The organism is Vibrio cincinnatiensis (assembly GCF_022113815.1).
GTDB lineage: Bacteria > Pseudomonadota > Gammaproteobacteria > Enterobacterales > Vibrionaceae > Vibrio > Vibrio cincinnatiensis_A.
This window is the reverse complement of the sequence record NZ_SGOM01000001.1, coordinates 154,106-175,012: the sequence shown is the minus strand read 5'-3', so window position 1 is coordinate 175,012 and position 20,907 is coordinate 154,106. Positions and strand designations below refer to the sequence as shown.

Genomic DNA, 20,907 nt, shown 5'->3' with positions numbered 1-20,907 from the left:
TGCTACATGTCAAATGTGCAAAAAAATATTTATAAAAAATACATAAAACCTTAATGAACAATAAGTTACACATAAATTTCATATTATTTCGAGTAAGTTCTAATCAAAAAACTAAGAATTAGTAAATGTTAATAAACTTAACATTGTGGAATTAAAAACCTATAAATATGTGATAATTGAATGAAAATAGACATTTATATCAAAAATCATGATATTCACAGAGATTATGTTTTAGGCGGGTGAAATTATCAGCATACGCACAAAGGTTCAGATTTTTTTTGTGAGCAAGATCTATTATTGGTTCAAAAGCACACCATTTTGAGATAACCAGGCATACAAAGTCATTTATCCGGCCCCTATCAAAGAGAATAAAAAGTAGGCCAGCGACAAATCAGAATAAGTAAAGGGAGGCGATCCCTAGCAACATATTATGCTACTATCGCAGTTCTGCTATTTAGGTCTCGCTATGCTAACAACAAAAATTCAACAATCCATTCGGACTAGCTATCATAATCTACAGAGTCAATTGGATAACTTTATTCCACGCCGAGCACAAAATTATCTTGTGGCTGAAATTACCAAAACACTCTGCGGTCGCTATCACCCATCAACTCGGATGATTGTTGCAGAAGCAGGAACCGGAATCGGTAAATCTCTTTCTTATCTGATGGCAACCATCCCCGTTGCTATACTCAATAATCGTAAAGTGGTAATTTCAACCGCAACGGTCGCACTGCAAGAACAACTGGTACAAAAAGATCTTCCTCTTTATCGACGAATCACCGACCAGAATTTTTCGTTTCTCTTAGCTAAGGGGCGCCAACGTTATTGCTGTGCAGAAAAACTGGCCTCTGCAAGTGGCGTGGATGGAGGGCAACTTGCCATGTTTACCAGCAAGCCTGACGCTCAGGATGTCCAACAACTTCAAGAACTTTATCAACAACTGGCAAATGGTAAGTGGAATGGTGATCGAGATGCCTGGCCAACCCCCATCCGAGACGCCATTTGGAATACGATTGTCAGTGATAAACATAGCTGTAATGGAAGCTTTGCGGCTCACAGGACATGTCCATTTCAAAAAGCGAGAGCAGAAATTGATAAAGCAGATGTCATTATTGCTAACCACAGTTTAGTGATGGCTGATGCTGACCTAGGTGGCGGCGTCATTCTCCCTGAACCAGAAAATACCCTTTATGTCTTTGATGAAGCGCATCACCTTCCCCATGTGGCACGAGATCATGCCTCCGCATCTGCAACCATGAAAGGGGCAGTAACTTGGTTAGAAAAGCTCAATCAGTCATTAACGAAATTTATTGCTTTAGTCGACGGAAAGCGAGTGTCACGGTTTCATAATGAAGCTCAAGATGCGCTACAACTGCTGATCCCATCCCTGAATCAACTCCCGAATCAATTTGAAGCATCAGCCTTTGAGGAAGGTATTTATCGTTTTGAACATGGTGAATTGCCAGAGTGGCTAGCAAATCAGGCCAAAGAACTCAAAAAATCGAGCCAGAAGCTCAATCAAGCGATGAGTAAAATTGCCGATTTGATTGCTGAAGCAGTCAAAGACGGCGGGATAGCGGCAAGATTAGGTGATCCCGCCTTATCTGAACTGGGCTTTTATCTTCAGCGCCTAGAAAACCTTGCCCAAGTTTGGCACTTAATGGCAGAGCCGAACCGAGAAAAAGGGGCACCGCTAGCACGTTGGCTCGAAGTCAGTACAGAACGGGAGGGAGATTACTTAGTTAATGTTTCACCGCTAGAAATTGGCTGGCAGCTCGACCAACAAATATGGAGTCGCTGTGTCGGGGCGGTACTGGTGTCGGCAACGCTCCGAGCACTCAACTCTTTTCAGTTTTTCTGCCGCCAAGCTGGAATCAGTGAAAAAAGTGACGATGGCGTACAATTTTTAGCGCTCGCTTCACCGTTTGATTATCAAAATCAAGCAGAATTGCTGATCCCTAAAATGGAGTATGAGCCACAAGCACCTCAATATACCGAATATCTCGCTGACAAGATCATCGACTATATTCAGCCGAATAAAGCCAATTTGGTTCTGTTTGCGTCTTACTGGCAGATGAAAGAAGTGGCAGAGAAAATTCGAACCCAATGCATCAAAAACGATTGGTCTTTACAGTTACAAGGAGAAAAATCGAGAAAAGAGATTTTAAACCAACATAAGACGCTGATCCAATGTGGAAAAACCAGCATTCTTTTTGGTACAGGTAGCTTTTCGGAAGGGTTAGATCTACCCGGTGATTTATTAGAGAATTTAATCATCACCAAAATTCCCTTTGCCGTACCAAACTCACCTGTAGAGCAAGCTCATGCTGAGTATATTCAGCAACGTGGTGGTAATCCGTTTTTACAAATTAGTGTTCCCGAAGCCAGTAAAAAGTTGGTTCAGTCGGTCGGCCGCTTACTGCGTAAAGAACGAGACTCTGGTAGAGTTGTAATGCTTGATCGGCGAATCGTTTCTAAACGTTATGGCAAATCCTTGCTTGACTCTCTTCCTCCGTTTAAACGTTCCATTGAATAGGCTCAGCATTCAAATTTTGTTATTATTCTCGGCTCAATATTGGAATTGGCGTTTGTCCTCATCATTAAATAGCCAGTTCTCAATGGATTGATACCCTATCGTAGGAATACCACACTGGCTGATTACAGCTTAAGTGACTAGCGACAGTGATGCGTTGCGATCCGTTTTACCGTTATTTTTAGGACCGAACCATTAATGGAACTTGTCGAACCAACCACTTTATTTATTCTCGCTATCGTTGCCTTTGTTGCTGGCTTTATTGATGCCGTCGCCGGAGGAGGAGGAATGCTCACCGTTCCAACCCTCCTATCTTTAGGGCTACCCCCACATATTGCGCTTGGCACCAATAAGTTAGCCGCAACGTTTGCCTCTTCCACTGCGGCCATAACTTACTATCGTAAACAGCTATTTACACCCAGTTTTTGGAAAAGAACCTTCATTGCCACCTTTATTGGAGCGGTGATCGGAACTTTTGCTGTTGATGCCATCAGTACAGAATGGTTACAAAAAGTATTGCCGTTGATTATTTTGGCTGCAGCTGTCTACACCATCTGGCACAAAACGCCCCACACTAGCCACACTCACCTGCCTGCGACTTGCCCACGTACACATCGCAAGCAATATATTCAGGGCTTTACTCTTGGATTTTATGACGGCTTAGCAGGCCCAGGAACAGGGGCATTTTGGACTGTCAGTTCTATGGCTCTATATCGTCTCAATATCTTACTGGCTTCAGGCTTAGGTAAAGCCATGAATTTTACCAGTAATTTTACCTCTCTGATTACCTTTGCTATTTTAGGGCATATTGACTGGATACTGGGCTTGACGATGGGGTTATGCCTTATGGTCGGAGCTTTTGTCGGCGCTCACTCCGCTATCCGGTTTGGAGGAAAATTCATTCGTCCTATGTTTGTTTTAGTCGTCAGTGGGCTGGCGGTTAAACTGGCCTATGATGCTTGGTTTGTTGGATTATGACCACTCCTTTATCTCAGCTAACCACACAGCTTAATCAGTGGAAACAGCAAGCTAAGCTTATCGATCAACAGTCTCAAACCATGAATGAAGCTTGGTTTGATTCCCAGTTGTTTAATACGGATCGCCGATGGCTAGTACCCTGTGTACAAGAAACGGAGCAAAACTTGGCAAGGCTACTGAAATTGACCCAAAACCCAATATCTGCCACTGCTCAGATAGAACATATCACCGAGCGTTTATTTGCACAGATTGAGGCGCTACAACGTGTCCTCACTCACGCATTAGAGGTATTAAAAAATAAGTCAACAGCAACTAAAATAACCCGTGAGTTAGCCTCGATATCAAAAGAAGCGCTTCAGCAACAGTTAGTGAAACATCAAGAGTGGGAGCAACGACTGCGTCAATTGGTACTGAACAAACAGTATGAATTTGACCATGCGCCTGCTCGTTATCACAGCACGACATTGCAAGCCTTAACAATTGCTAAGCAGAGGCTGGCACGTTGCCAACAAGCAAAATCCCGAATCGAAGCACAACTGCTCAGTTGTCATGTTCTTTAACCAAGAGAGTTTTCCTATGAGTCATTCACCTACCTCACTCCATGATGCTCCTGATGAAATTAAATTGGCGGTCGATCTTATTTATCTACTGGAATCCAATCAAGTTAACTTGAGCATCGCTCTCAAGGCCATTGAACTGGTTAAACGAGATTTAGAAACTCAGTTGGCGCACTCGACAGAAACTTCTTCCTCATAACCCCACACAATGGCCGGTTGTCTCAGTACCATAAATACGTACTATAGACAGCAGAAAGAAACAAAGCTTGTTGATAACAACAAGCCAAAAGGAATAATAGATGAAAGTAATCAGCTTTAATATCAATGGATTAAGAGCAAGACTCCACCAACTTCAAGCCATTATTGATAAACATCAACCTGATATCATTGGCCTACAAGAGATCAAGGTTCACGATGAAGCCTTTCCGGTTGAGGATGTTAAAGCTATGGGCTATCACGTTTATTTTCATGGTCAAAAAGCCCACTACGGGGTTGCTCTGCTCTGTAAGCAAGAGCCGATTAAGGTGATGAAGGGCTTCCCAACTGATAATGATGATCATCAAAAACGGATGATCATGGCTACTTTTCTGGATAATCAAGGAAAACCCATCACCGTATTAAATGGCTATTTTCCTCAAGGGGATAACATTGCCCATGAAACCAAATTTCCATACAAGCGCCAATTTTACCGCGATTTAATGCGTTATTTGAGCGAGCATCATACTCCTGATGAACAGCTTATTGTAATGGGAGATATCAACATCAGCCCTCTTGACTCAGATATTGGTATTGGTGAGGCTAACCGTAAACGCTGGCTGAAAACGGGTAAGTGCTCTTTCCAACCCGAAGAGCGCGAATGGTTAGCCAGCTTGCTTGATTGGGGGTTTGAAGACACATTTCGCCAATTGCATCCTTCGGTTGATGATCAATTTTCTTGGTTTGACTATCGCTCACGAGGATTTGATGACAACCGTGGGCTAAGAATTGATGTCATCTTAGCAACCCCCAGCTTGGCCGCTAAATGTATCGATTCAGGAATTGATTATCCATTAAGAGCCATCGAGAAACCTTCCGATCACGCGCCTATTTGGTCAACCTTTGAGTTAAACGATTAACGCTCCAACCAACCAGAAGATCATCATTCAACTTGTGCCCTACTATTAGCTATTAGCAGGGCACAAAGTTTATTGCCGAGGGGATAAATAAGCTAAATAGCGTTTTTCTGCTTGCTTAAAGCAAGCAATAACAATGAAGGTTAGCGCCATATAAAAAAGCCCCGCCGCTAAGAAAGACTCAAACGGCGCATAGTGCCGAGAGTTCACCAACCGCGCCACTCCCGTTAAATCCATAATAGTAACGATCCCTGCCACTGCACTACCGTGTATCATAAAGATCACTTCATTACTGTATGCGGGTAAGGCTCGACGCAAAGCGCTAGGTAAAATAATACGTCGATACGTTAACCATGGTGTCATTCCATAAGCCTTAGCCGCTTCTAATTCTCCAGTATCCAAGCCATTCATCGCTCCACGAACAATTTCTGCTGTATAAGCTGATGTATTAAGAATAAAAGCGACTAACGCACAAAACCATGCATTCTCCCACCAAGTATCTTTTACCGGGAAAAACTGATCCATTCCGTAATAAATCAAATAAAGCTGAACTAATAACGGAGTGCCGCGGAAAAAATAGATGTATCCCCAAGCAGGAACCCAAATAAAACCATATTGACTATTGCGAGCAATCGCTAAAGGAATTGCCACCGTTAACCCGATGATCAGAGACAAGCCAACCAACCAAGTTGTGGTCCATAACCCACTAAAATACAAGGGCAAACTGTCAACGATGACTGAAAAATCCATCACAACCTCGTATGCATGCTGAATTTACGTTCAACTAATTTCAGTAAACCGGTCGAGACGCTAGTAAAAAATAAGAAAATCAGAGCAACAGTCAGGTAAAAAGTAAAAGGCATTTTGGTTGAACCGGCGGCCATTGCACTGACTCGAACCATGTCTTCTAAGCCAATAATAGAAACCAATGCTGTTGTTTTCAGTAACACTAACCAATTGTTACCAAACCCGGGCAAGGCGTGACGAATCATCTGAGGCAGCAATATTCGGCGAAAAGCTAACGAAGAACTCATTCCGTAGGCTTTTGCTGCTTCCAACTCCCCTTTATCGACCGCCATAATCGCGCCCCGAAAAGTTTCAGCCATGTAAGCTCCAAATATAAAACCGATGGTTAATACACCAGCAATAAATGGGCTAACGTCAATATAATCAGGAAGATAAGAAACCCATTGGTGGTTCGGGTCAAAATAAGAAAAGCCACTGTTTAGCCATTCATTGATAGAATATAAACTGTTGTTTAGTAAGATCTGCCCCCCAAAAAAGATCAGCATCATAAGTACTAAATCGGGGATGCCTCGGATAATTGTGGTATACAGTGTCGCAATCGCTCTTGCCCAACGGAAAGGCGCTAACTTAGCCAATGCTCCTAACATTCCCAACAACATGGCAAATAAAAGCGACAATAAAGCCACTTCAATCGTTAAAAGCGCACCGTTTAAAATCGCAACTTCATATCCTTGCAAATTGAGCATAACTCTCTTCCTAGTCCTTAGAATACCGGGTGGTTGGGTACAGCGTTCAACTAGGAACCAACCATCCGGTTTAACCTCTACAATTAACGCCTATAAGAGGTTGTGAGCGAATGCTGTTTAATCACCATAAACATCATAGTTGAAATACTTAGCGGCAATTTCTTGATAAATACCTTTAGCACGTAAAGAGGCAATGGCTTTGTTGAGCTGTGCAGTTAACTCTTTATCTTGTTTACGAACCGCAATACCGAACCCCTCTCCAAACCATTGTGGATCGGTTAACGAAGGGCCGACAAATTCATAAGCCTCCCCCCCAACTTTATTTAATACCCCTTCTTCCAACGCTGATGCATCGCCTAATACCGCAGAAATACGCCCATTTGCTAAGTCAAGATACGCCTCATCAAACGATCCGTAACGAACAATATTGACCGATTTACCATAGTTGTCAGTTAAGTATTTATCATGAGTAGTTGCTCGTTGTACGCCAATTTTTACCTCTTTCAGCCCTTCCTGACTGAAATCCAATTCAGCCCCTTTTTTGGCAATAAATTTATTCGGAATCAAAGCATACTTGTTCGTAAAATCGACCCGTTTTTTACGTTCTTCCGTAATCGACATCGCAGCAATAATCGCATCATACTTACGAGCCAATAGTGAAGGAATAATACCATCCCAATCTTGTGGCACGATATGACATTTCACTTGCATCTCTTGGCATAGCGCATTCGCCATATCAACATCAAAGCCACGTAATGAACCATCGGCTTCTGTCCAACTAAAAGGGGGATAAGCGCCTTCAATGCCAAAGCGCACCGTTTTCCATTCTTTCGCTTGGGCAAGTCCAGATACCGCAGTTGTAACAACGGCCACCATCAATAACCACTTTTTCATATCCATACTCCTGTGATTGTTTTGTTGTGCTTACTTATTATTGCTGTCAGATAAAATCTGAGTATTCTTTTTTACCGCTCTATCTCTTTATTTTATTAGTAAATGGAAGAAATAAACTGCTTCAATCGTTCTGAATTTGGGTGAGTAAATAATGCTTCAGGTTCGCCCTGCTCTTCCACAATACCTTGATGCAAAAACAAAACATGGCTAGACACATCACGAGCAAATGCCATTTCATGAGTGACCACTAACATGGTTCTTCCTTCTTGAGCAAGATCTTTCATTACCCCTAGCACTTCCCCTACCAGCTCAGGATCAAGGGCAGAAGTGGGTTCATCAAATAGCAAAACCTCCGGCTCGACAGCTAATGCACGTGCAATAGCTGCACGTTGTTGCTGCCCTCCTGATAAGTGCCCGGGGTAATAATCTCGACGTTCATAAAGCCCCACCTTTTTGAGCAGAGCTTCAGCATTGGCAATTGCTTGATCTTTAGGAACCTTAAGAACATGTACAGGCGCTTCAATCACATTGTCCAAAACAGTCATATGAGACCAAAGATTAAATCCTTGGAAAACCATCGCTAATCGTGAACGGATACGCTGAACCTGTTTATCACTCACCGGGCGAACATCCCCTTGCCGAGTCGTTTTCATCTGAATCAGTTCATTATTCACCCAAATCTCACCAGATGTCGGGGTTTCGAGCAAATTAATACAACGTAGAAAGGTGCTTTTCCCTGAGCCGGAAGAGCCAATAATTGAAATCACATCCCCTTTATGAGCTTGTAATGAAATGCCTTTCAGCACTTCATTTTGACCAAAGGTTTTATGCAGGTTTTTGATATCCAGCGCGGGTACATCACTCATGCGCTTTAACTCCCTGTATTTGTTTAAGCCAAGCAATCCAGCTTAGTTTTTTCTACAAATTAGCACTCTACCCCAGCACATGCAACATGTTATTAACCTGCCAACATAAGCGTATTTAGTTAAATAATATGAGTATAAATTCACACAACAACGATTTAAGCTTCTCTCTAATTACATAAAAAACATCAATAACCAGTAAAATCAAGGCATCACACGTTAACAATCATTGCAACATCCACATTTCACTGCCACTTAAAGATAACACCCGTCACATCTCAAAAATATCACTCAGAATTATACATCTTGTTGCAAATGGAAAAATATGAAAAAAAATTTCACCAAAAATCACGCTATATTACTGATTTACCAGAAATAATGTAGTTTTATTTCATATTCATAATTAAAGTGATCAAGATCAATCACCATAAAGAGTTAGCACGTTAAACTCGCTAACCAATAAAAGAGTAAATAATGCTCTATATTCATAACGTTGGTCGGTAAATACTGCATAAAATACTAATGGTTATGCAACGAATACATTGTCGTGTTAGCAAGTTAAATAGAATTCAATAAAGATTTACTAACTTTTATCAATATGAGGAATCTATGTCAGACGTAGTCAATAAAGAGCGCTCAGACATCGAGACGAAAAGTTACCAAGAACTGCATCGTCCATCATCTGAGTTTACAAGCCGCTCCGATTACCTAGATCATGAGTTGCAAATCATGAAGCCACGCCGCTTCGGGCTAAACCTCCCGGGCAGAGACTTTCGTTTTGAATTGGAAGACTTCGTTCCAGCTCTTGCAGGGACGATTGGCATTATTGCCATGTATTCAGCCGTTAGTATGTCTTGGGCTGAAGGGCTAACCCAAACGTGGGATCACATCAATCTCGGAAAAGACTTTGCTATCGAAGTCGCTCGCGTAGAAATGCTATTCCCAGCCCTACTTTTCTGTGTACTCGCCTCTGGCTTTTTTAACCCAAGAGCTAACCTTGCGGGTAACCATGGCCCCATGATTCCACTTATCGGCACAATCGCTCTTGCCGGTGCCCACCCTCTTGCACTCGCCATTTTACTGGGTATCTTCGGACTGATATTGAGCTATTTTAAAGGGGGGTCAAAACTGGTGAACCTCACCTCGGAGGGAACAGCGGGAGGCTTACTTATCTTCCTTGGCTTTACAGGGACCATGAGTCAGATAACCTCAATACAAGAGTGGGCGACCAGCTTACAATCTGCGGAGATTGCTGCGGGTGATATGGGGTATGTTGGGCTCGTCGTGTTAGGTATTAATATTGTTCTGTATGCTTTCCTTGCTAAAATCAATATGCGTTGGTTAGCGATCCCGGTTTGTGCCTTTACTGGGTTATTACTGGCATTAATTTTTGGTGCAGGGTTTGATCTTAAGTTTGAAACACAAACGGGCCTGCCAAACCTTAATCCTATTTATTGGTGGGGCAGCACAGAACAAGGTTGGATGCTTGGTCTACCCACCGTTGAGCACTTCATCGCCTCTTTACCTTTTGCCATTCTTGCGGTAGCAATGTGGTCTCCCGATTTCTTAGGCCATCGCATTTTCCAAGAACTGAATTATCCTCGCAAAACGGAAAAAGTGTTGATGGATGTAGATGATACAATGACCATGTGTTCTATCCGTCAGATGGTGGGTACAGCCTTAGGCGGTGGTAATATCACGTCGTCTTGGGGCACATATATGATTCCTGCGGCTATCGCAAAACGTCCCATTCCTGGTGGCGCAATTATTCTTGGCTGTTTAGTCATGACTATCGCTATTTTAGGTTTCCCAATGGATGTGGCAGTATGGCCTCCGGTTATGCGTATTGCTCTACTTGTGGGTGTCTTCCTTCCTTTATTAGAAGCAGGCATGCAAATGGTTAGAGACACAAAAGATTCACAAGCCGCTGGTATATGTATTTTTGGTTCAGCGGTTGTTAACCCTGTACTCGCTTGGGCATTAACCATGTTATTAGATAACAATGGGCTTATTGGTGATAAATCCCGAGCGGAGAAACTCTCTTTTGTCGATAAAATTATTATCCCAGGTGGTGTACTGATTATCTGCCTCATCGCCATGTTGGCGGTCGGTATGCTTGATGCCCAATACGGAATCAAGGCTTGGTTACACTAAGAGAAAGGATAAACCAAGTGAACAAGATCAAGATTAGAAAATCTGTCTATACTCACTAGGGAATAAACTTATCAATCTTGGGTAGTGTGAATGCACTACCCAAATTTTATCTGTATTTTTTAAGTTTTATTGATTTAGTTTAAGGTTTGCGAATTTTTTTTAGCTTAAATTGGCTCTCAACCGGAACCAATGACAATATTTATATTCAAACCAATGTATATATCGATTCGACTATAGATATTGTTATTCATAGAGTGTACTGCCTCTTGTTTCATGCAAGATAGCTGGCTCAACGGCGAAACAGTACGTGTTTTTTCTACTAAAAAGGTAGGTATGTCATGGCAGAGCAATTTGCTAAAGCTTGGGAAGGTTTTGTTGCAGGTGACTGGCAAAACGAAGTCAACGTTCGTGATTTTATTCAAAAGAACTACACACCATATGAAGGTGACGAATCTTTCCTAGTTTCTGAAGGTACTGAAGCAACCAATAAGCTTTGGGAAAAAGTAATGGAAGGGATCAAACTGGAAAACTCAACACACGCTCCTGTTGATTTTGACACTTCTGTTATCTCTACCATCACTGCTCACGATGCGGGCTACATCAACAAAGACCTAGAAAAAATCGTCGGTCTTCAAACTGAAAAACCTCTAAAACGCGCTCTTATCCCTAACGGTGGCATCCGTATGATCGAGAGTTCGTGCAAAGCTTACGATCGTGAACTCGATCCTGAAGTAAAAAAAATCTACACTGAATACCGTAAAACACATAACCAAGGCGTGTTTGATATTTACACACCAGAAATTCTGGCTTGTCGTAAATCAGGTGTTCTGACGGGTCTTCCAGATGCGTATGGCCGTGGTCGTATCATCGGTGACTACCGTCGTATCGCTCTATACGGTATTGATTACCTAATGAAAGACAAATTCGCTCAATTCACTTCTCTACAAGAGAAATTTGAAAACGGCGAAGATCTTCAAATGACTATGCAACTTCGTGAAGAGATTGCAGAACAACACCGTGCGCTTGGCCAAATGAAAAAAATGGCTGAGAAATATGGTTGTGATATCGGTCGTCCAGCAGAAACGGCTCAAGAAGCTATCCAGTGGACTTACTTTGGCTACCTAGCGGCGGTTAAATCTCAAAACGGCGCAGCGATGTCTCTTGGCCGTACTTCTACTTTCCTTGATGTGTACATTGAACGCGATATGAAAGCGGGCAAAATCACAGAAGAAGAAGCACAAGAAATGATCGACCATTTCGTAATGAAACTACGCATGGTTCGTTTCCTACGTACACCTGAATATGATGAACTGTTCTCTGGCGACCCAATCTGGGCAACAGAATCTATGGGTGGTATGGGTCTTGACGGTCGTACTTTGGTTACTCGCACTAACTTCCGTTTCCTAAACAGCCTATACACTATGGGACCATCTCCAGAGCCAAACATCACTGTTCTATGGTCTGAACAACTACCGGCTGGCTTCAAAAAATTCTGTGCTAAAGTGTCTATCGATACTTCATCAATTCAGTATGAAAATGATGACCTTATGCGCCCTGACTTCGAGTCTGACGACTATGCAATCGCATGTTGTGTATCCCCAATGGTTGTGGGTAAACAAATGCAATTCTTTGGCGCTCGTGCAAACTTAGCGAAAACAATGCTTTACACCATCAACGGTGGTGTGGATGAGAAGCTAAAAATGCAAGTCGGCCCTAAAATGCCTAAAATCACTGATGAAGTGCTTGACTACGCAGATGTGTGGGACAAGATGGATCACTTCATGGATTGGTTAGCAAAACAATACGTCACAGCATTGAACTCTATTCACTATATGCATGACAAATACAGCTATGAAGCCGCTCTTATGGCACTGCATGACCGTGACGTAAAACGTACTATGGCATGTGGTATTGCTGGTCTATCCGTTGCTGCTGACTCTCTGTCTGCTATCAAATACGCGAAAGTAAAACCGGTTCGTGATGAAGATGGTATTGCTGTCGATTTTGAAATCGAAGGCGATTATCCTAAATTTGGTAACAACGATCCTCGCGTTGATGACATCGCTTGTGAATTAGTTGAAGTGTTCATGAACAAAATCCGTTCACTGAAAACTTACCGTAATGCAATTCCAACACAGTCTATTCTTACTATTACTTCAAACGTTGTATATGGTAAGAAAACAGGTAACACTCCTGATGGACGCCGCGCTGGTGCACCATTTGCTCCAGGTGCCAACCCAATGCACGGCCGTGATGAAAAAGGCGCAGTTGCTTCATTAACTTCAGTGGGTAAACTACCTTTTGCTCATGCAAAAGATGGTATCTCTTATACTTTCTCTATCGTGCCAAATGCACTAGGTAAAGACGAAGGTTCACAACGTGCTAACCTTGCTGGTCTGATGGATGGTTACTTCCATCACGAATCAGGCATCGAAGGTGGTCAACACTTAAACGTGAACGTGCTTAACCGTGAAACGCTACTTGATGCGGTTAAACACCCAGAGAAATACCCACAATTGACTATTCGTGTATCAGGTTATGCTGTGCGTTTTAACTCTTTAACTGCTGAGCAGCAACAAGACGTTATCGCACGTACTTTCACTGAATCACTATAATATAACGGTTATCCGTTGCACAAAACCTCGCTCTTTGAGCGGGGTTTTTCTTTTTCTGAGCCATCGACAAAAGAAGCTGTACAGTAGGTGGTAGATTTCCTAGAGCTGACTCCCGAGATAAGACGGTTTCCCCCTATTTAATCCCTACCTTTTGTAATAAAATAACGTTAAACACAGTAAATGAGAGCAGCTTATGTCTACTATTGGTCGTATCCATTCATTTGAATCTTGCGGTACTGTCGATGGACCTGGTATTCGATTCATCATCTTTTTACAAGGTTGCTTATTCCGTTGTAAGTATTGCCACAATAGAGATACATGGGATACCCATTCGGGTAAAGAAGTCTCAGTAGAAGAAATTATTACTGAAGCTAAGTCTTACCGTCATTTTATGAATGCCTCAGGAGGTGGTGTAACCTGCTCTGGTGGAGAGTCCATGTTACAGCCGGAATTTGTCCGTGACTTTTTTCAAGCCGCCAAAGCAGAAGGTATTCATACCTGTTTAGATACCAACGGCTATATCCGAAAATATACGCCGGTTATTGACGAAGTATTGGATGTGACCGATCTCGTCATGTTAGATATTAAACAGATGAAAGATGAGATTCACCAAGACCTGATTGGTGTTTCTAATAAACGCACCTTAGATTTTGCGCGTTATCTGAATAAAATAGGCAAAACCACGTGGATCCGCTATGTGGTAGTTCCCGGTTATACCGATGATGAAGAATCGGCTCACCTACTTGGACAGTTTATTCAAGACATGGATAATATTGAAAAAATAGAGCTTCTGCCTTATCACAAATTAGGCGCTCATAAATGGGAAGCCATGGGAGAAACCTACCCTCTAGACGGTGTAAATCCACCCAGTAAAGAAACCATGGATAGTATCGTTGCGGTATTGAAGCAGTACCATCCAAACGTCAAATACTAAGCTTTAACCATAAAAACACCGGGATATTCCTGGTGTTTTTATGTTCACTCTCATCGTCTTACCAACCCGAAAATGACCATCTCTACAGGTCAATCCAAACGGTTCTTGACACTCTATTCTACTAACGTCGATATTTTATGCTTTTAACATTAAATCTGTGTTGAGATCATGTTTCAAAGTCATCGATTACTGTTAACCTTATCTTAAGCAAATTGACTAACATTGAGTATAGTGAGGCTAGCCATGGAAATGACTAATGCACAGCGTCTAATCCTATCGAACCAATATGTTTTAATGTCCCAACTCGACCCAGCGAATGCGGACAAATATAAGCGCTTACAAACCATTGTTGAACGTGGTTATGAATTGCAGATGTGTGAATTAGACAAGGAGTTTGGATGCTTATCTGAAGCTCAATGCCGTGAAGTGATCGACGTGATGGAAATGTATCACGCTATGCAAGAATCTTACAAAATGCTCGATGATACTCACCGCCAGCATCTTGATGCTCGTCGCCTTAACTTCCTTGGTTATGATATTGCCTCAGAAGCTCAATTAGTTAACTATGTTCGTTTTCTTGTCACAACAGAAAAACTTTACTCACACTTTGAGCAAAGCGAACATCACTTTAATAGCCAAATCCCCATGCAAGATAAATATCGCCGAATGCTGACAACGTGGCGAAATTGTCCAAGGCAATACCATTTATCGGCAAATGAGTTGGCGCAAATCATTAACGCTTAATACGAAAAAGGGAAGCCATCAGCGCTTCCCTTCTATTACCCCCTTGCTAGAGGGCCATTAAAACAAGTAAACCATTCCCAGCGTTCCCATGGTTCCTGCACTACTTCCTACAACAGGGCTTGCAGAGATATCCCCTTCTAAATTGGTGTAACGAATTCCACCAGAAATCCGGATATTATGAGTTACCGCCCAATACGCTGTCACGCCAACAAAATATTGCCCATCCCAGTCGGCATCATATTTCTCCAATCCACTACGAGCAGCTTCATGTGCTGATACCCCATATAGGTGGTTATTGAGTTTGTCGGAGTTATAAGCGTAGCCGACTGAAGGCGTAATTCCCCAGCGTTCAAAACGAATTGGTAAACGCCAAGCTAATTCGCCATAGACACCGTTATGTCTTCCTGCGATATCTGAGCCAAGACTGGCTTCCCACATTCCCAGCATCGTATAAAGCTGGTAGCTCACTCCCCCTAAAACCGTCGCCTTACGCTTATCGAGTAAACGAATTTGTGGATCATCTGAATCCGAAGGTTTTAGCGTTCTTGGATCAAAAGCGACGCGAAAAACAATATTTTGTGTTGAGCCTTGTGGAAATAAACGATATCCCGCATCAAAGCCACGTAAGAAGATATGTTCGCCTTCATAGCCAATCACAGGAATGACCGTTCGATTCGATGGCGTATCTTTATAGACTGCGGGAGAATAAGCTGCCGCCACCCCTAGAGACCATTGGGACATATCCGCATGTACCATTGAAGACATCAACAGAATAGGAAAAAACCACACTCGTTTAAAACTAAAATGATACATACAGGCCTTATATTGAGTAACGATAAACCACCATCGCCAATGATACGACTTGAAACTCATTGATACAATCTTTGTGATTCGATCATTGTCATGGTCAAAAGTATATTATTGGCATTCCCCCGCAAACATCCAATGACATTTCAATGAAAAACCGCTGAACCATTTTTTATAACCAATTTGAAATAAATACATAATCTTTAAGCAGAATCACCAAATGCGATCTAGGCTTAACATGTTAGGGCGTTATGTTTTTAAGCGGTGATATGTCCGACAAGACATTTAAAGAGGGGATGCACAATGAGTATTTTTGACCATTTTCAGGCCCGCTATGAAGCAGCCAAGGATGAAGAACTGTCTATACAAGCCTTTTTAGATCTATGCAAAGATGATAAAAGTGCTTACGCAAACGCCGCTGAGCGTCTACTACTGGCGATCGGCAAACCGGAGCTTATAGATACAGCCAAAGATCCTCGGCTGAGCCGGCTTTTTTCCAACCGAGTCATTTCTCGTTATCAACCTTTTACCGACTTTTATGGTATGGAAGAAGCCATCGAACAAATTGTTTCTTACCTCAAACATGCCGCTCAAGGGCTCGAAGAACGCAAACAAATCTTATACCTACTGGGCCCCGTCGGTGGCGGTAAATCCTCTTTAGCAGAAAAGCTCAAAGCACTGATGCAACAAATGCCTATTTATGTTCTTTCTGCCAATGGACAACGCAGCCCGGTCAATGATCATCCATTTTGTCTCTTTGATGTGAATGAAGATGGTGATCTTCTAAAACGTGAGTATGGCATCGACAAACGCTACTTACGTTCAATTATGTCACCCTGGGCAGCCAAACGGTTACATGAATTTGGTGGCGATATCACCCGATTTAAAGTGGTTAAAGTCCGCCCTTCTATTCTTGACCAAATTGCCATTGCTAAAACAGAACCAGGCGATGAAAATAACCAAGATATTTCTTCATTAGTCGGGAAGGTCGACATCCGTAAGTTGGAGCACTATTCCCAAGATGACCCAGATGCTTACAGCTATTCGGGCGCATTATGTCGAGCCAACCAAGGTTTGATGGAGTTTGTGGAGATGTTCAAAGCGCCGATCAAAGTCTTACACCCACTACTGACCGCCACACAAGAGGGAAATTACAACGGCACCGAAGGGTTATCAGCCCTTCCCTTTGATGGCATGATTCTCGCCCACTCCAACGAGTCCGAATGGCAAACATTCCGTAATAATAAAAATAATGAAGCTTTTCTCGACCGCGTGTACATCGTCAAGGTGCCTTATTGTTTACGCGTCTCGGAAGAAGTCAAAATTTATGAGAAACTGTTGGAACACAGTGAACTCTATCAAGCCCCTCGCGCACCAAGTACGTTAGAACTCTTGGCACAATTTAGCGTGCTGTCTCGTCTTAAAACGCCAGAAAACTCATCCATTTTCTCCAAAATGCGTGTCTATGATGGTGAAACACTGAAAGATACAGACCCGAAAGCAAAAAGTTACCAAGAGTACCGCGACTATGCGGGAATGGATGAAGGGATGTCAGGACTTTCAACACGTTTCGCCTTTAAAATTCTCTCCCGTGTGTTCAATTTCGATCAAGCGGAAGTCGCCGCCAACCCCGTCCATCTATTTTATGTTATTGAACAACAAGTCGAACGGGAACAGTTCCCACAAGAAACGGCTGATCGCTACCTTGAATTTATAAAAGGTTACTTAGTACCTCGCTATGTGGAGTTTATTGGCAAAGAAATTCAAACCGCCTATCTAGAGTCCTACTCGGAATATGGACAGAACATTTTTGACCGTTACGTCACTTATGCCGACTTTTGGATTCAAGATCAAGAATATCGAGATCCAGAAACAGGGCAATTGTTTGACCGATCGGCACTCAATGATGAGTTAGAGAAAATCGAAAAAACCGCAGGGATCAGTAACCCGAAAGATTTTCGCAATGAAATTGTTAACTTCGTCTTGCGTGCTCGCGCCAATAATAACGGCCAAAACCCCGCATGGACGAGCTATGAAAAGCTCCGCACGGTCATCGAGAAAAAAATGTTCTCCAACACCGAAGAGCTGCTGCCGGTTATCTCTTTTAATGCTAAAACCTCTTCTGAAGATCAGAAAAAACACGATAACTTTGTCGCTCGTATGATGGAGAAAGGCTATACAGAGAAACAAGTTCGACTGCTCTCTGAATGGTATTTACGTGTTCGTAAATCCTCTTAATTGTGCAAAGTGGCTCAACCTGTCAGTGGCTTCATCGGCCACTGACCGTCAAGCCAACCCGAAAAGGGATAAGTGATTAAAACTTATTCAGGGTGACGTTTACAGGGAGAATTTCATGGCGCAATTTATTGATAGAAGGCTGAACGGTAAAAATAAGAGTGCCGTCAATCGGCAGCGTTTTCTTCGCCGATATAAAGATCAGATCAAAGAGTCGGTCGCTGATGCCGTCAACCATCGTTCGATTACTAATACCGAATCTGGTGAAGATGTCTCTATCCCACAACGTGACATTAAAGAGCCGATTTTCCATCAAGGGAAAGGCGGTTTAAAAGAACGTGTACATCCGGGCAATGACCAATTTATTCGTGGAGATAAAATTGAACGCCCCAAAACGGGTGGGCAAGCAGATGGCTCGGGAGAAGGAGAAGCGAGCAAAGATGGTGAAGGAGAAGATGCGTTTGTTTTTCAAATTTCAAAAGACGAATATTTGGATATTCTGTTTGAAGACTTAGCCCTTCCTAACCTCGACAAAACCCAACTCAATAAAATTAAAGAATGGAAAACGCATCGTGCAGGTTTCCAGACCGCTGGTGTACCAGCCAACATTGCCATTGTTCGTTCTTTGCAGCAGTCCTTAGCTCGTCGAACTGCAATGACTGCAGGAAAACGGCGTTTAATGCGAGAATTAGAACAGGAACTGGAAAAAATACAACAGGAAGAACCCGCACAATTATTCGCAGAAAAACAACTAAAAGCAGAAATAGCCGAGCTCCGGCGTAAAATAGAAAGTGTTCCTTTTATTGATACGTTTGATTTACGTTTTAAAAATTATGAAAAACGCCCAGTTCCGACTAGCCAAGCGGTGATGTTCTGCTTAATGGACGTATCAGGGTCCATGGACCAAACGACCAAAGATATCGCCAAACGTTTTTATGTACTGCTCTATCTATTTCTGACTCGGACTTATGAAAATGTGGAAGTCGTCTTTATTCGCCACCATACTCAAGCCAAAGAAGTGGATGAGCATGAATTTTTCTATTCACAAGAAACAGGAGGGACCATCGTTTCCAGTGCACTCAAACTGATGCATGAAATTGTTACAGAGCGTTACCCACAAAGTGAGTGGAATATTTATGCAGCACAGGCCTCCGATGGGGATAACTGGGCTGATGATTCACCGCGTTGTAAAGAGCTACTGACTAATCAATTACTCCCCGTATGCCAATATTTTGCTTATATTGAAATCACTCGTCGCTCTCACCAAACCTTATGGCATGAGTATGAAAAGCTGCTCGATACTTTTGATCACTTTGCGATGAAGAACATCCGCAGTGTTGAAGATATATTCCCTGTGTTTAGGGAGCTATTCCACAAGGAAACTGCATAGAGGGAATGTCAATGAATAATAAAAAATCGGCAACGTGTTCGAAAAAAACTCGCTTACCCGATGGCCCTGATTGGACGTTTGAATTGCTTGAGAAATACCACCAAGAAATTAAACGGGTAGCCAAATACTATCGTCTAGATACTTACCCAAACCAGATCGAGGTTATTACCTCAGAACAAATGATGGATGCCTACTCGAGTATTGGTATGCCGATCAATTATAACCACTGGTCATTTGGCAAAAAATTCATTCAAACCGAACAAAATTATAAACATGGGCAGATGGGGCTTGCGTACGAAATTGTAATCAATTCTGACCCTTGCATTGCTTATTTGATGGAAGAAAACACCGTCACGATGCAAGCATTAGTCATGGCGCATGCCTGTTATGGACATAATTCGTTCTTTAAAGGCAACTATCTGTTCCAAACGTGGACCGATGCCGGTTCAATTATTGACTACCTCTTATTTGCAAAAAACTATTTGGCACAGTGTGAAGAAAAATATGGTATTCACGAGGTTGAACAACTGCTCGACTCTTGCCATGCGTTAATGAATTATGGCGTGGATCGTTATAAACGGCCGGAGAAAATCTCGATTGCGGAAGAAAAAGCTCGCCAAGAAGAACGGGAAGCGTATCTGCAATCTCAGGTGAATGCACTCTGGCGCACTGTGCCACAAAAAACCAAAGAAACCGAATCTCAACCGCATTTTCCTAGTGAACCTCAAGAAAACATTCTCTACTTTATTGAAAAACATGCCCCACTACTTGAACCTTGGCAGCGAGAAATTGTGCGAATTGTACGCAAAATCAGCCAATATTTTTATCCGCAAAAACAGACCCAAGTGATGAATGAAGGCTGGGCAACCTTTTGGCACTATACCATCCTCAATCATCTCTATGATGAAGGGGTGGTTTCCGATCGCTTTATTCTTGAATTTTTACATAGTCATACCAGCGTTGTAGCTCAACCGGCTTATAACAGCCCTTATTATAGTGGTATAAATCCTTACGCTTTAGGTTTTGCGATGTTCCGAGATATAAAACGCATCTGTGAAGAACCGAGCGAAGAAGACAAGTACTGGTTTCCTGAACTGGCGGGTAGTAATTGGTTAGATGCCGTCCACTTTGCTATGCATAACTACAAAGATGAAAGCTTTATTAGTCAATATTTATCACCGAAGTTAATTCGAGACTTTAAACTATTTGCCATTTGTGATGATGACCATAAAAATTTCATTGAAATCAGTGCGATTCACGATGAAGTCGGCTATCAAAAAATTCGTGAAAAACTGGCGGCACAATATAACTTGAGCCATTTAGAGCCCAATATTCAAGTCTATAATGTGGATGTTCGGGGGGATCGCTCTATCACCCTACAGTATATTCCCCATGAACGAATTCCTCTCGACCCCAGCTACCATGAAGTGCTCAAGCATATGCATCGTCTATGGGGTTTTGAGGTCAAACTTGAAGAGCTAAAAGAGAGTGGACGACATGAATTGCTGGCAACCTGCCCCCCAAAAAATGATCATGAATGTAAGCACTAACTTTCTCTTTCAGAAACATAATAAAAGGAATAACAGGTTATATAG

17 protein-coding genes are annotated in these 20,907 nt (G+C 42.4%); 12 read left to right on the top strand and 5 right to left on the bottom strand.

Annotation, left to right across the window (positions count from 1 at the left end):
* The first annotated feature begins 430 nt into the window (after nucleotides 1-430).
* The 5 genes from dinG to xthA all read left to right on the top strand — a co-directional run bounded on the left by dinG (nucleotide 431) and on the right by xthA (nucleotide 5,186).
* Entirely contained in the window at nucleotides 431-2,539 is a 2,109-nt protein-coding gene (gene dinG, locus EXA13_RS00735; protein ID WP_238131417.1) for an ATP-dependent DNA helicase DinG, read from the top strand.
* 195 nt (nucleotides 2,540-2,734) lie between these two features.
* Nucleotides 2,735-3,514: a sulfite exporter TauE/SafE family protein gene (locus EXA13_RS00730; protein ID WP_238131416.1), complete on the top strand. Its 780-nt coding sequence runs from the start codon at nucleotides 2,735-2,737 to the stop codon at nucleotides 3,512-3,514.
* On the top strand, nucleotides 3,511-4,074 hold the full coding sequence (gene priC, locus EXA13_RS00725) for a primosomal replication protein PriC (protein WP_238131415.1): 564 nt from the start codon (nucleotides 3,511-3,513) through the stop codon (nucleotides 4,072-4,074). The genes EXA13_RS00730 and priC overlap by 4 nt, the downstream gene beginning before the upstream one ends.
* A gap of 16 nt (nucleotides 4,075-4,090) precedes the next feature.
* Nucleotides 4,091-4,270, top strand: coding sequence for a DUF2496 domain-containing protein (locus EXA13_RS00720; RefSeq protein WP_238131414.1), 180 nt, complete (start codon nucleotides 4,091-4,093; stop codon nucleotides 4,268-4,270).
* 100 nt (nucleotides 4,271-4,370) lie between these two features.
* The gene (xthA, locus tag EXA13_RS00715) at nucleotides 4,371-5,186 is read left to right on the top strand and encodes an exodeoxyribonuclease III (protein WP_238131413.1); all 816 of its coding nucleotides are present in this window, start codon (nucleotides 4,371-4,373) and stop codon (nucleotides 5,184-5,186) included.
* 69 nt (nucleotides 5,187-5,255) lie between these two features.
* On the opposite strand, the gene EXA13_RS00710 is transcribed toward xthA, so the two are convergent.
* The 4 genes from EXA13_RS00710 to EXA13_RS00695 all read right to left on the bottom strand — a co-directional run bounded on the left by EXA13_RS00710 (nucleotide 5,256) and on the right by EXA13_RS00695 (nucleotide 8,436).
* Entirely contained in the window at nucleotides 5,256-5,933 is a 678-nt protein-coding gene (locus tag EXA13_RS00710; protein WP_238131412.1) for an ABC transporter permease, read from the bottom strand.
* Nucleotides 5,933-6,676 carry an ABC transporter permease gene (locus EXA13_RS00705; RefSeq protein ID WP_238131411.1) on the bottom strand — a complete coding sequence of 248 codons (744 nt, stop codon included), beginning with the start codon at nucleotides 6,674-6,676 and terminating at the stop codon, nucleotides 5,933-5,935. The genes EXA13_RS00710 and EXA13_RS00705 overlap by 1 nt, the downstream gene beginning before the upstream one ends.
* 117 nt (nucleotides 6,677-6,793) lie before the next feature.
* Nucleotides 6,794-7,570, bottom strand: coding sequence for an ABC transporter substrate-binding protein (locus tag EXA13_RS00700; RefSeq protein ID WP_238131410.1), 777 nt, complete (start codon nucleotides 7,568-7,570; stop codon nucleotides 6,794-6,796).
* A 95-nt stretch (nucleotides 7,571-7,665) separates the two neighbouring features.
* The gene (locus EXA13_RS00695) at nucleotides 7,666-8,436 is read right to left on the bottom strand and encodes an ABC transporter ATP-binding protein (RefSeq protein ID WP_238131409.1); all 771 of its coding nucleotides are present in this window, start codon (nucleotides 8,434-8,436) and stop codon (nucleotides 7,666-7,668) included.
* 606 nt (nucleotides 8,437-9,042) lie between these two features.
* Between EXA13_RS00695 and EXA13_RS00690 the strand changes: the two genes are divergently transcribed.
* From EXA13_RS00690 to EXA13_RS00675, 4 genes are all read left to right on the top strand, one after another.
* Nucleotides 9,043-10,587, top strand: a complete 1,545-nt coding sequence (locus tag EXA13_RS00690; protein ID WP_238131408.1) for a DUF3360 family protein — start codon at nucleotides 9,043-9,045, stop codon at nucleotides 10,585-10,587.
* 338 nt (nucleotides 10,588-10,925) lie between these two features.
* A complete protein-coding gene (pflB, locus tag EXA13_RS00685) occupies nucleotides 10,926-13,202 on the top strand; it encodes a formate C-acetyltransferase (RefSeq protein ID WP_238131407.1) in 2,277 nt (758 codons plus the stop codon).
* 193 nt (nucleotides 13,203-13,395) lie between these two features.
* On the top strand, nucleotides 13,396-14,136 hold the full coding sequence (gene pflA / locus EXA13_RS00680) for a pyruvate formate lyase 1-activating protein (RefSeq protein ID WP_238095984.1): 741 nt from the start codon (nucleotides 13,396-13,398) through the stop codon (nucleotides 14,134-14,136).
* Between the two features lie 243 nt (nucleotides 14,137-14,379).
* Nucleotides 14,380-14,880, top strand: coding sequence for a YfbU family protein (locus EXA13_RS00675; RefSeq protein ID WP_238131406.1), 501 nt, complete (start codon nucleotides 14,380-14,382; stop codon nucleotides 14,878-14,880).
* A 57-nt stretch (nucleotides 14,881-14,937) separates the two neighbouring features.
* Here the strand turns inward: EXA13_RS00675 and EXA13_RS00670 are convergent, their stop codons facing one another.
* Nucleotides 14,938-15,693: a MipA/OmpV family protein gene (locus tag EXA13_RS00670; protein ID WP_430794457.1), complete on the bottom strand. Its 756-nt coding sequence runs from the start codon at nucleotides 15,691-15,693 to the stop codon at nucleotides 14,938-14,940.
* Nucleotides 15,694-15,990: 297 nt separating this feature from the next.
* Between EXA13_RS00670 and EXA13_RS00665 the strand changes: the two genes are divergently transcribed.
* The 3 genes from EXA13_RS00665 (at nucleotide 15,991) to EXA13_RS00655 (ending at nucleotide 20,862) form a co-directional block, all read left to right on the top strand.
* Nucleotides 15,991-17,925, top strand: coding sequence for a PrkA family serine protein kinase (locus EXA13_RS00665; protein ID WP_238131405.1), 1,935 nt, complete (start codon nucleotides 15,991-15,993; stop codon nucleotides 17,923-17,925).
* Between the two features lie 115 nt (nucleotides 17,926-18,040).
* A complete protein-coding gene (locus EXA13_RS00660; RefSeq protein ID WP_238131404.1) occupies nucleotides 18,041-19,312 on the top strand; it encodes a YeaH/YhbH family protein in 1,272 nt (423 codons plus the stop codon).
* 11 nt (nucleotides 19,313-19,323) lie between these two features.
* On the top strand, nucleotides 19,324-20,862 hold the full coding sequence (locus EXA13_RS00655) for a SpoVR family protein (protein WP_238131403.1): 1,539 nt from the start codon (nucleotides 19,324-19,326) through the stop codon (nucleotides 20,860-20,862).
* Nucleotides 20,863-20,907: the final 45 nt, after the last annotated feature.

What these genes read in the sequence shown, in the direction of transcription:
- dinG (WP_238131417.1), top strand. Translation starts at nt 431, where the DNA reads ATGCTACTATCGCAGTTCTGCTATTTAGGTCTCGCTATGCTAACAACA.
- EXA13_RS00730 (WP_238131416.1), top strand. Translation starts at nt 2,735, where the DNA reads ATGGAACTTGTCGAACCAACCACTTTATTTATTCTCGCTATCGTTGCC.
- priC (WP_238131415.1), top strand. Translation starts at nt 3,511, where the DNA reads ATGACCACTCCTTTATCTCAGCTAACCACACAGCTTAATCAGTGGAAA.
- EXA13_RS00720 (WP_238131414.1), top strand. Translation starts at nt 4,091, where the DNA reads ATGAGTCATTCACCTACCTCACTCCATGATGCTCCTGATGAAATTAAA.
- xthA (WP_238131413.1), top strand. Translation starts at nt 4,371, where the DNA reads ATGAAAGTAATCAGCTTTAATATCAATGGATTAAGAGCAAGACTCCAC.
- EXA13_RS00710 (WP_238131412.1), bottom strand. Translation starts at nt 5,933, where the DNA reads ATGGATTTTTCAGTCATCGTTGACAGTTTGCCCTTGTATTTTAGTGGG.
- EXA13_RS00705 (WP_238131411.1), bottom strand. Translation starts at nt 6,676, where the DNA reads ATGCTCAATTTGCAAGGATATGAAGTTGCGATTTTAAACGGTGCGCTT.
- EXA13_RS00700 (WP_238131410.1), bottom strand. Translation starts at nt 7,570, where the DNA reads ATGAAAAAGTGGTTATTGATGGTGGCCGTTGTTACAACTGCGGTATCT.
- EXA13_RS00695 (WP_238131409.1), bottom strand. Translation starts at nt 8,436, where the DNA reads ATGAGTGATGTACCCGCGCTGGATATCAAAAACCTGCATAAAACCTTT.
- EXA13_RS00690 (WP_238131408.1), top strand. Translation starts at nt 9,043, where the DNA reads ATGTCAGACGTAGTCAATAAAGAGCGCTCAGACATCGAGACGAAAAGT.
- pflB (WP_238131407.1), top strand. Translation starts at nt 10,926, where the DNA reads ATGGCAGAGCAATTTGCTAAAGCTTGGGAAGGTTTTGTTGCAGGTGAC.
- pflA (WP_238095984.1), top strand. Translation starts at nt 13,396, where the DNA reads ATGTCTACTATTGGTCGTATCCATTCATTTGAATCTTGCGGTACTGTC.
- EXA13_RS00675 (WP_238131406.1), top strand. Translation starts at nt 14,380, where the DNA reads ATGGAAATGACTAATGCACAGCGTCTAATCCTATCGAACCAATATGTT.
- EXA13_RS00670 (WP_430794457.1), bottom strand. Translation starts at nt 15,693, where the DNA reads ATGTATCATTTTAGTTTTAAACGAGTGTGGTTTTTTCCTATTCTGTTG.
- EXA13_RS00665 (WP_238131405.1), top strand. Translation starts at nt 15,991, where the DNA reads ATGAGTATTTTTGACCATTTTCAGGCCCGCTATGAAGCAGCCAAGGAT.
- EXA13_RS00660 (WP_238131404.1), top strand. Translation starts at nt 18,041, where the DNA reads ATGGCGCAATTTATTGATAGAAGGCTGAACGGTAAAAATAAGAGTGCC.
- EXA13_RS00655 (WP_238131403.1), top strand. Translation starts at nt 19,324, where the DNA reads ATGAATAATAAAAAATCGGCAACGTGTTCGAAAAAAACTCGCTTACCC.